The 10,392-nt window shown below is 68.1% G+C and carries 8 protein-coding genes and 1 pseudogene; 6 read left to right on the top strand and 3 right to left on the bottom strand.

Annotation, left to right across the window (positions count from 1 at the left end; all coding sequences use genetic code 11):
- Nucleotides 1-130 precede the first annotated feature (130 nt).
- From MSZK_RS10965 to MSZK_RS10975, 3 genes are read right to left on the bottom strand one after another with little or no spacing between them, the layout of a single operon-like run.
- Nucleotides 131-1,009: a sugar phosphate isomerase/epimerase gene (locus tag MSZK_RS10965; RefSeq protein WP_099247647.1), complete on the bottom strand. Its 879-nt coding sequence runs from the start codon at nt 1,007-1,009 to the stop codon at nt 131-133.
- Entirely contained in the window at nt 1,006-2,013 is a 1,008-nt protein-coding gene (locus MSZK_RS10970) for a Gfo/Idh/MocA family oxidoreductase (RefSeq protein WP_099247649.1), read from the bottom strand. The genes MSZK_RS10965 and MSZK_RS10970 overlap by 4 nt, the downstream gene beginning before the upstream one ends.
- Complete coding sequence (locus MSZK_RS10975) at nt 2,010-3,170, bottom strand: phytanoyl-CoA dioxygenase family protein (RefSeq protein ID WP_099247651.1); 1,161 nt, start codon at nt 3,168-3,170, stop codon at nt 2,010-2,012. Before MSZK_RS10975 ends, MSZK_RS10970 begins: the two co-directional genes overlap by 4 nt.
- Nucleotides 3,171-3,252: 82 nt before the next feature.
- On the opposite strand from MSZK_RS10975, the gene MSZK_RS10980 reads away from it, so the two are divergent.
- The 6 genes and pseudogenes from MSZK_RS10980 to MSZK_RS11005 form a co-directional block, all read left to right on the top strand.
- Nucleotides 3,253-4,257, top strand: a complete 1,005-nt coding sequence (locus MSZK_RS10980) for a LacI family DNA-binding transcriptional regulator (protein WP_099247653.1) — start codon at nt 3,253-3,255, stop codon at nt 4,255-4,257.
- Between the two features lie 90 nt (nt 4,258-4,347).
- A complete protein-coding gene (locus tag MSZK_RS10985; protein ID WP_371411317.1) occupies nt 4,348-5,193 on the top strand; it encodes a PfkB family carbohydrate kinase in 846 nt (281 codons plus the stop codon).
- 283 nt (nt 5,194-5,476) lie between these two features.
- A complete protein-coding gene (locus tag MSZK_RS10990; protein ID WP_099247655.1) occupies nt 5,477-7,420 on the top strand; it encodes a 2-oxoacid:acceptor oxidoreductase subunit alpha in 1,944 nt (647 codons plus the stop codon).
- The gene (locus tag MSZK_RS10995) at nt 7,417-8,493 is read left to right on the top strand and encodes a 2-oxoacid:ferredoxin oxidoreductase subunit beta (RefSeq protein ID WP_099247657.1); all 1,077 of its coding nucleotides are present in this window, start codon (nt 7,417-7,419) and stop codon (nt 8,491-8,493) included. The genes MSZK_RS10990 and MSZK_RS10995 overlap by 4 nt, the downstream gene beginning before the upstream one ends.
- A 14-nt stretch (nt 8,494-8,507) precedes the next feature.
- Complete coding sequence (gene mobA / locus MSZK_RS11000) at nt 8,508-9,086, top strand: molybdenum cofactor guanylyltransferase (protein ID WP_099247659.1); 579 nt, start codon at nt 8,508-8,510, stop codon at nt 9,084-9,086.
- Between the two features lie 1,051 nt (nt 9,087-10,137).
- Nucleotides 10,138-10,371 (top strand): annotated as a pseudogene (locus MSZK_RS11005) (transglycosylase family protein); the annotation flags it as partial.
- Between the last annotated feature and the right edge of the window lie 21 nt (nt 10,372-10,392).

The raw sequence follows: 10,392 nt of genomic DNA on the forward strand, positions 1-10,392 counted from the left end.
GCGGGCTGGGCCGACGATGGCGTGCTCGGCGATTCGGGACGCCCCGAGCACGCCGATCCGCAGGCTCATGCAATGCGCTCGCAAGCTCGGGCCCTGCATGCCCTCCGATGATTCGCTCCGCAGGCGTCGCTCATGCCGGCACGCCGCCCGCGACACTCTGTAGGTACGCGACGCTGGCCAGCACGTCGCGCAGGGGGCCTTGGCCTTGCGGCTCGCCGTCGAGGATGGTGTCCTGCTCGAGCACGAACCAGCCGTCGAACCCGTTGTCCCGCAACGTGGTGACGATGCCGGCAATGTCGACGTCACCGGTGCCCAGCGGGGTGTACATGCCGCGGGCGACCGCCTCGGTGTAGGTGAGCTCGCCGGACTGCACGCGGGCGGCCAGCGCAGCGTCGACGTCCTTGAGATGGGTGTGCGCGATCCGGCCCGGCACGGTGCGCGCCAGGTGCACCGGATCGGTGCCGCCGATCAGCAGATGCCCGGTATCCAGGCACAGCGAGATCGACGACCCGTCCAGCACCCGGGCCACCTCGTCACCCTTCTCGACCATCGTCCCCACGTGCGGGTGCAGCACCGCCGTGATGCCCCGCTCGGCGGCGGCCTCGGCGAGCCGGTCGAGGTTGGTCAGCAGCGTCGACCATTGGTCCTCGTCGAGATCGGGCCGGGAGTCGTACCCGTCGGTGCCGGTGGCCGCGGCCAGCACCAGCATCGAAGCATCTACGGCTACAAGCGATTCCAGTAGTCCGGCAACGTCCGGCACCGGGTCGTGGCCGGCGTCGTGCAACACCACCGGTGCGAAGCTTCCCACACAGCTCAGTCCGTGGCGGCCCAGCACCGCCGTCAGTTCGGCAGGCTCCGCGGGCAGGAACCCTTCCGGGCCCAGCTCGGTGGCCGTGAGCCCGGCCTGCCGCATCTCGGTCAGCACCCGCTCGGGATCGAGTTGGTAGCCCCAACCGGGCACCTCGCACACACCCCACGAAATCGGTGCGCCGGCGATCTTCAGACTCATCGGGCCTTGACCTCCTCGATACGGACCGGCACCCGCCGGTGCAGGGATTCGGTGGCGGCCTCGGCGATCCACGCCACCTCGACCGCGTCGGCGACGGTGGCTCCCGAGAGCGGGTTGCCCTTGGTCACCTCGACGAAGGCCGCCAGCTCGGTGCGGAACGCGGCGGTGAACCGGTCCATGAAGAAGTGGTGGGCCGGTCCCTCGGGGAACGTGTTGTGCGGATCGGTGTTTCGCACCGGCACACCCTGATCCCAGCCCGCGACGACGGAGTCGTCGAAGCCGTGTACCTCCAGCCGGCAGTCGTAGCCGCGGGCGTTGTAGCGGGCCGCCGACACCACGCCCAGGGTGCCGTTCTCGAACGTCACCACCGCCACCGCGGTATCCACGTCGTCGATCTCGCGAAACCGCGGATCGCCCTGCACGCTGCCGGTCGCGTACACCTCGACGGCGCGCTGACCCGTGATCCAGCACAGCGCGTCGAAATCGTGCACCGCGCAGTCGCGGAAGATTCCACCGGAGCCGGCCAGGTACTCGAACGGCGGCGGCGCGGGATCCATCGTCGTGCTGCGCACGGTGTGCAGCGCGCCCACTGACCCGTCGTCGACCGCCCGCTTGGCGGCGGCGAACGCGGCGTCGAAGCGACGCTGATAACCCACCTGCACCGGCACCCCGGACCGGGCGATCGCCTCGGCCACTCGAGCGCTTTCGGCGGCGGACGCCGCAATCGGCTTCTCGCAGAACGTGGGCAGTCCCTTGGCCACGGCCGCCAGTGTGAGTTCGGCGTGGGCGGGGGTGGCAGCCGCGACGACCACCCCGTCGATACCGGAATTCAGCAGCTGCTCAACCGAATCCACCGGCTTGGCGCCGTGTTTGGCCGCCACCTCGGCGACCACGTCGGGACGTTCGTCGGTGACGACGAGTCCATCGACACCGGCCAGGTTGCTCAGGGTTTCGGTGTGGAAGGCACCGATTCGGCCGAGGCCGATCACGCCGAGTGTGGTCACGGGATTCTCCGTTCGTGGTGGTCGCGCAGGGCGCGTTCGAGGGCGGGCGGGGTCAAATCGTCGGCCAGTGCGGCCAGCACCACGTCGACCTGGCTGGGCGGCGCCAGGCTGCCGATCGGCTGGTCGTGGTCGAGGTTGGTGGGGAAGGGATAACCCTCGGCGGTGGCGACGACGGCATTGACCAGATCCGCCGCGGGGCGCCCGGCGGCCTTCATCGCCCGCAGCGCGGGATACACCGCGCGCACCATCGCGGTGCGATCCAGCGCTTCCATGGCGCGGCCGAACGGTGAGGAGATCTGCAACAGGTTTGCCATCCGTCGCACCGCGGCCGACGTGTTGGCGCCGGCGCCGTGATAGAGCGCCGGGTTGAAGAACACCGCGTCGCCCTTGCGCAGCGGAATCTGGACCTGATGCGCGACGAAGTACTCGATGAACTCCGGCCGGTGAAACGCCACGTAGCCACCCTCGAACAGCTGCGAATACGGCAGCAGCATGGTGGGTCCGCTGTCGAGTGGCATGTCGGTGTGTGCGACCGCGCCCTGCAACGTCAATGTCGCCGACAGCCGGTGCACATGCGCCGGATAGTCGGTGAGCTGGCCGGGGGCGACGAAGCCGAGGTGATAGTCGCGATGCGGAACCTGCGCTGCACCACCGGGATTGACGACGTTGACCTGAGAGGTGACCTGATACCGCGGGCCCAGCCAGGCCTGGCACACCAGCGCGAGCGCATCGTTGGCGTAGTAGTCGGCGAACACCGCGGGGGAGTGCAGCGCGAGTTTCTGCGCGGCGTTCCACACCCGGTCGTTGACCCCCGCCTCGCCGAAGTGGTCACCGGCGATGCCGCCCTCTGCACGCTGCGCGGCGATCAGTGCGCCGAACGCCGCGCTTGCGGCGTCGACGACCGCGGCGGGAAAGGCGTCGGCGAACACCACCACACCGGGTCCGTCGGCCAGCGCGCTGATCAGCTCCGCCTGCACGGCCCGCCGGTCGGCCCGGGCGAGCTCTCCGGCGGAGTAGACCGGGACGTTCGACCGGACCTCGACGGCATGCGGGTAGGCGGCGAGATCGGTGTCCCGCTCGGTCAGCACTCGCAGCTCGTCGAGTGCGAAGGCCGACTCTGCCAGCCAGGGCTGCACCCGTGCGCTCACATCGACCATGCGGCAAGTCTCGCTGTGACCCAGCCCGCAATCAACAGCAGAAATCCATCAAAAACCCCTCATTGGGCTAGGGTCGGCGACCATGGCGCACCGATTCAAGGTCCGCGAGATCGCCCAGCAGTCGGGGCTGTCCGAGGCCACCGTCGACCGGGTGCTCAACGACCGCCCCGGGGTGCGGGACGGCACCCGTGCCGAGGTGATGCAGGCGATCGAGGACCTGGAGAAGCAGCGAACTCAGCTGCGGCTCAACGGGCGTCGTTACCTGGTGGATGTGGTGATGCAGACGCCGCAGCGGTTTTCCGATGCGTTTCGGGCCGCCGTCGAGGCCGAGTTGCCCGCGTTCGCGCCGGCGATGCTGCGTGCGCGTTTCCACCTGTGGGAGTCGGGGTCCACCGAGCAGATGGTGGACACCCTTGGGCGGATCAAGGGCAGCCACGGGGTGGTACTCAAGGCGCAGGACGAACCCGAGGTGGCCGAGGCGGTCGACGCCCTGGTGGCCGCCGGCGTGCCGGTGGTGACCTATACGACGGACATCCCGGCCAGCTCGCGCTGTGCCTACGTCGGCATCGACAACCACGGCGCCGGCGTCACTGCCGCCTATCTGATGGAACAATGGCTGGGGGCGGCGCCCGCCGACGTGCTGATCACCTTGAGCCGCACGGTGTTTCGCGGGGAGGCCGAGCGTGAGGTCGGGTTTCGGACCGCATTGCGCAAGTCCGGGCGCGCGATCGTCGAGGTCAGCGACAGCGACGGTATCGACGCCACCAACGAAGGTCTGGTGCTCGAGGCCCTCGAGCGCCACCCCGAGGTGCGGGCGGTGTACTCCGTCGGGGGCGGCAACACCGCGACGGTCGCGGCGTTCGACAGCATCGGCCGGGAGTGCGACGTGTTCATCGCCCATGATCTCGACGCCGACAACCGGCGCCTGTTGCGCGACGGCCGGATCTCGGCGGTCCTGCACAACGACCTGCGCGCCGACGCCCGGCTGGCCATGCGGCTGATCCTGCAGCAGCACCGCGCGCTGCCCAGCGAACCGGCCCGACCCGTCCCGATCCAGGTGATCACGCCGTACAACGTGCCGGGCTGACCACGCCGACTCGTTGATTCGAGGAATTCCCGACTACCATCCGCGCCGACGGCGACGATGGATTCGCCGACATTGATGAGGAGACCACCCGTGCCAGAACAGCGCGCCGAGCTCGTCGCCGGCGTGACCGTGCTGGGCAATCTGGCCATCGACGTGATCAACGGCGGGCCCAAGACCCCTGGCGGATGCGCGTCGTTCTCGGGGGTGGCGATGGAGGCGGCAGGCACACCGGGCGGCATCGTCGCGCTGGCGGCCGCCGACGACCGGCCGTTGTTCGACCCCCTGCTCGAGCGTTTCGGGTCGATGATCCGGATCCTGACCGCCGACCGGACCAGCTCGTTCCGGCTGGACTATGAGGACGTGGACCACCGCCGGATGTCGGTGGAGGCCATCGGTCCGGTGTGGGGTCCGGCGGAGATCGACGCCGCGGCGCCCGACACGACGTGGGTGCACCTCGCGCCGCTGCTGCGCACCGACTTCCCGGCCGAGACGTTGGCGCTGCTGGCGCGCCGCGGCCACCGGGTCGCCTACGACGGTCAGGGCCTGGTGCGGGCCGATCGGCTCGGGCCCCTGGTCGTGGACCGCCACTTCCCGCCGGAACTGCTGGCCCACCTGTCCATCCTGAAGCTGGCCGAGGACGAGGCCGTCATCGTCGCCGACGGGCCCTTCGACGAGGCGACCGCAGCGCGGCTCGGGGTGCCGGAGATCCTGGTGACCTACGGTTCCGAGGGGTGTGACATCTATACCGGTGACACCTGTGTGCGGGTGCCGGCCGCGTGGCGGGTGCAGGGCGTGCAGACCACCGGGGCCGGTGACATGTTCACCACCTGTTATGTCGCCAATCGCGCGGCGGGTGCGGATCCGCGTGCGGCGGCCAAGGAAGCCAGCGAGCTGGTTGCCGGTGAACTCGAGAAACGCCTGGCGGCACGCCGCTGACAGAGTGCTACCCGCGAGTAGCAAAACTCTTAGAGAATGGCATTCTCGGAAAGTGACGAAAGACACACTTTGTCTCATCGCGCCGTGGCTTCCATCTGTGAGCTGTGCCTTCCCCGCAGGCGGCGCGGCGTGTCCGGGTCCGACCGTGGTCTAGCTTGCCTAAGAAAGTGCAATAATCGGTACCGCGAGTGACAGCAACTCCTGGGCTGTCGATTCCGTCGGCGCGTCCACACTGACAGCGACGCGGTATCCACACCCGGCGGACAGGACGAAAGGCGGGGACGTGGGTCCCAACGGCAACGGCGCTACGGGCAACCGGCAGAAGCTGGAAAAGGTCGTCATCCGGTTCGCCGGCGACTCGGGCGACGGCATGCAGCTGACCGGCGACCGGTTCACCTCGGAAGCCGCGCTGTTCGGCAATGACCTTGCCACGCAGCCGAATTACCCCGCCGAGATCCGCGCTCCACAGGGCACTCTGCCCGGCGTCTCGTCGTTCCAGATCCAGATTGCCGACTACGACATCCTCACCGCGGGTGACCGTCCCGACGTCCTGGTCGCGATGAACCCCGCCGCGCTGAAGGCCAACATCGGCGATCTGCCGCGCGGCGGTCTGGTGATCGCCAACTCCGACGAATTCACCAAGCGCAACCTGGCCAAGGTCGGCTATGAGAACAACCCGCTCGAGGACGCCAGCCTGTCCGACTATGTCGTGCAGCCGGTGGCCATGACCACGCTCACCCTGGGGGCGGTCGAGGCGATCGGCGCGACCAAGAAGGACGGCCAGCGCGCCAAGAACATGTTCGCGCTCGGGTTGCTGTCCTGGATGTACGGCCGGCCCATCGAGACCAGCGAGACGTTCATCCGCGAGAAGTTCGCGCGCAAGCCCGACGTCGCCGAGGCCAACGTGCTGGCGCTCAAGGCCGGCTGGAACTACGGCGAGACCACCGAGGCCTTCGGCACCACCTACGACATCTCGCCGGCGAAGCTCGCCCCGGGCGAGTACCGGCAGATCTCCGGCAACACCGCGCTGGCCTACGGCGTGATCGCGGCCGGCCAGCTCGCCGACATCCAGGTGGTGCTGGGCACCTACCCGATCACCCCGGCGTCGGACATCCTGCACGAGCTGTCCAAGCACAAGAACTTCAACGTGCTGACTTTCCAGGCCGAAGACGAGATCGCCGGCGTCGGCGCCGCGATCGGCGCCTCCTACGGCGGCGCGCTGGGCGTGACCAGCACGTCGGGTCCGGGTATCTCGCTGAAGTCCGAAGCCATCGGCCTGGCCATGATGGCCGAGCTGCCGTTGCTGGTGATCGACGTGCAGCGTGGCGGTCCGTCCACCGGCCTGCCGACCAAGACCGAGCAGGCCGACCTGCTGCAGGTGATGTTCGGCCGCAACGGCGAATCGCCGGTCGCCGTGCTGGCCGCCAGCACCCCCTCGGACTGCTTCGAGGTGGCCATCGAGGCCGCGCGCATCGCGCTGACCTACCGGACGCCGGTGATCCTGCTGTCCGACGGCGCGATCGCCAACGGTTCGGAGCCGTGGCGCATTCCCGACATCGATTCCTACGAGGCGATCGAACCCAACTTCGCCAAGGCCGGCGAGGATTTCGCGCCCTATGCCCGCGACCCGGAGACGTTGGCCCGTCAGTTCGCGATTCCGGGCACCCCGGGGCTGGAGCACCGCATCGGCGGGCTGGAGTCCGCCAACGGATCCGGCAACATCTCCTACGAGCCGGCCAACCACGACCTGATGGTGCGGCTGCGACAGGCCAAGATCGCCGGGATCACGGTTCCCGACATCGAGGTCGACGACCCCACCGGTGACGCCGAATTGTTGATCCTCGGCTGGGGCAGCTCGTTCGGACCGATCGGTGAGGCCTGCCGGCGAGCGCGCCGCCGCGGGATCAAGGTCGCGCGGGCTCATCTGCGCCACCTCAATCCGATGCCGGCCAACCTCGGCGACGTGCTGCGGCGGTACCCGAACGTGGTGGTACCGGAGATGAACCTCGGTCAGCTGGCCCTGCTGCTGCGCGGGCGGTACCTGGTCGACGTCCAGTCGGTCACGAAGGTGCAGGGCATGGCGTTCCTGGCCGACGAACTGGAGGGCATCATCGATGCCGCCCTGGACGGGACCTTGGCCGAAAAGGAAAGCGACAAAGCGAAATTCGCCCGGCTTGCGGCAGCTACCGTGAGTACCGGCACAGTTGGCGCAGGAGTGAACGGATGACTGACCTGATCGGCTCGGATCTGCTGGCACCGGGGGTGTCCAAGACGGCGTGGGTGCCGACCACCGACGAGCCGCAGAAAGCCAAGGACTTCACCAGCGACCAGGAGGTGCGCTGGTGCCCGGGCTGCGGTGACTACGTCATCCTGAACACGATCCGCAACTTCCTGCCGGATCTGGGCCTGCGTCGCGAGAACATCGCGTTCGTCAGCGGCATCGGCTGCTCGAGCCGGTTCCCGTACTACCTGGAGACCTACGGCTTCCACTCCATCCACGGTCGCGCGCCGACCATCGCCACCGGTCTGGCGCTGGCCCGCCCGGACCTGTCGGTGTGGGTGGTCACCGGAGACGGCGATGCGCTGTCCATCGGCGGCAATCACCTGATCCACGCGCTGCGCCGCAACGTCAACATCACGATCCTGCTGTTCAACAATCGGATCTACGGCCTGACCAAGGGGCAGTACTCGCCGACCTCCGAAGTCGGCAAGATCACCAAGTCCACCCCGATGGGCTCGCTGGACTATCCGTTCAACCCGGTTTCGCTGGCGTTGGGCGCCGAGGCGACCTTCGTCGGGCGCGCGCTGGATTCCGATCGCAAGGGTCTGTCGGAGGTGCTGAAGGCGGCGGCTGAGCATCGTGGCGCGGCACTGGTCGAGATCATGCAGGACTGCCCGATCTTCAACGACGGCTCCTTCGACCTGCTCCGCAAGGAGGGTGCCGAGGAGCGGATCATCAACGTCCGCCAGGGCGAGCCGGTCACGTTCGGCGCCAACGGCGAATACTGCGTGGTCAAGACCGGCTTCGGGCTGGACGTCGCGAAGACCGCCGACGTCGCGGCCAGCGACATCGTGGTGCACGACGCGACCATCGACGACTCCGCGTACGCTTTCGCGCTGTCGCGCCTGTCGGAGCAGAACCTCGAGCACACCGTGATGGGGGTCTTCCGTCAGGTCAGCCGGCCGACCTATGACGACGCCGCCCGCGACCAGGTGCGCCTGGCGCGGGAAGCCACCCCGCACGACCGGCACGCGCTGCAATCGCTGCTGCGCGGTCGCGACACCTGGACCGTCGACTAGGACCTCGACCACCGATGAGCACGCCCGCCCCGCTGGCCGCCGTAGTACTGGCCGGTGGGGCGTCGCGTCGGATGGGCAGGGACAAGGCCACGCTGCCGCACCCCGGTGGCGGTGCCACGATGGTGGAGTTCACCGCCAGGCTGCTGGGCACGCGCTGTGCGCCGGTGTTCGTGATCGCCGCCCCCGGTCAGGCGCTTCCCGTGCTGGACGCCGAGGTGCTGCGGGACGAGGTTCGCGGCGTGGGCCCGCTGCTGGCCACCGGGCGGGGATTGCGCGCGGCGGCCGCCGCCGGCATGGAGCGCGCCTTCGTCTGCGCGGTGGACATGCCGTTCCTGACCGTCGACGTCATCGACGAGCTGGCCGAACACCGCGGCGTCGACATCGTGCTGCCGTGGGACGGCCGCGACCACTACCTGGCCGGCATCTACCGCACCGACCTCGCCGACCACATCGACGGGCTGGTCGCGGCGGGCGAGCGCAGCATGCGGGCCCTGGCCGACACCGTCGTCACCCAGCGGATCGTCGTCCCCGCCGGTCCCGCACTGGCCAACGTCAATTCTCCCGCCGATCTGCAGCAGCAAATCGCGAATTAATTCGCTGAATACGCCGAATTTCGGCGATAGCTGGATATTCGCATTTATTAATTTGTCATCTTCTGGTCATCGAAGGTGGGCTCCCCGGTGAATCCCCTGGGGCAGAACAGTTTTCGCCGATCTCGTGCCGTACTGGGTGAATCGGGGTGGCCTTGTCGCATTTCGCTTGGCCGTGCTCGCGTTCGGTGTGCGAGCCCGCGTGGACTGCTGCCGTAGGTAGCCTTCGGGCACGGCCGTCAATGGTTGTACCGGCGAGATGAACCTGTCTGGCGCACAACGTAATAGCGGTATCGGCGCCGAGGAGGGTCCGCGCTCGCAGATGATGTGCTGGGATCGCTGTTAGCCCAATTGCCGTTTTCGGCAAGGGTTTTGGCAGAACCGGCCGACGGAGTGGGGGAGCGGCGTCAGCTAACGAATCTCCGGCGGTCGGCCCGGTGTGGTTGGGAAAGACGGGGATTGGTTCCTGCGCGCTGGCTGATCGGCGCGATCCGGCGCCGAAATTCTGTGTCCCAGCCCACAATTTGTGCGTGATTTAGATCACAAAATTGACGGGCGTGTCAATGTTTAGCCTGGCCACAAAACGCGCGCCTGACCTGCACAGACAACTCATAGGTTGCCGTCGTGATCGTCCCGTTATCTAACCGAGATAAGCGTGTCGTTGATGTGACTTCATGGGATCGGCTCCGTACGGTCCAACTCGGTCCCTTTGGGAGCAAACATCTACACCGATAACTCCACATAATTCGAAACCCTGCGTGTGAGCGGGGCCGGAGGCCGCGAAGGCCTTCTGCGGGTTGCCAGGCTGACAAGCCGCCAGGTGACGCCGGCCGGCCGCCGCTGTCGTGCCCGACCGAGACGGCGCGACCCGAATCCCGACAGCCCAGCACCGGGCTGTATCCCGCCGCGATGGCGGGTGGGCCGCGGCGCGTGCTCGGCGAAAGGAAAACTGTTGTACAACCTCCGCAAGTCACTCGCACGCTCCATCGGCATGGCCGCGATCGGCGGCGCCGCCGTGGTGGCTCCGATGGCCCTCGGTACCGGTATTGCCTCGGCTGACGGCATGAACTGGGACGCGGTCGCGGCGTGCGAGTCCGGCGGCAACTGGGCGATCAACACCGGTAACGGTTACTACGGGGGCCTGCAGTTCACCATGGGCACCTGGCGCGCCAACGGTGGTGCGGGCTCGCCGCACATGGCGTCGCGCGAGGAGCAGATCCGCGTGGCGGAGAACGTGCTGCGCAGCCAGGGGCGTGGTGCCTGGCCGGTCTGCGGTCGTCGCGGCTGATTCAGCTTCTCAAGGGTGGCG

It is taken from the genome of Mycobacterium sp. shizuoka-1 (assembly GCF_002723835.1).
Taxonomy (GTDB): domain Bacteria; phylum Actinomycetota; class Actinomycetes; order Mycobacteriales; family Mycobacteriaceae; genus Mycobacterium.

Excerpts from the sequence above, each read along its gene's own strand:
- MSZK_RS10965 (WP_099247647.1), bottom strand. The coding sequence starts at position 1,009 with ATGAGTCTGAAGATCGCCGGCGCACCGATTTCGTGGGGTGTGTGCGAG.
- MSZK_RS10975 (WP_099247651.1), bottom strand. The coding sequence starts at position 3,170 with ATGGTCGATGTGAGCGCACGGGTGCAGCCCTGGCTGGCAGAGTCGGCC.
- MSZK_RS10980 (WP_099247653.1), top strand. The coding sequence starts at position 3,253 with ATGGCGCACCGATTCAAGGTCCGCGAGATCGCCCAGCAGTCGGGGCTG.
- MSZK_RS10995 (WP_099247657.1), top strand. The coding sequence starts at position 7,417 with ATGACTGACCTGATCGGCTCGGATCTGCTGGCACCGGGGGTGTCCAAG.
- mobA (WP_099247659.1), top strand. The coding sequence starts at position 8,508 with ATGAGCACGCCCGCCCCGCTGGCCGCCGTAGTACTGGCCGGTGGGGCG.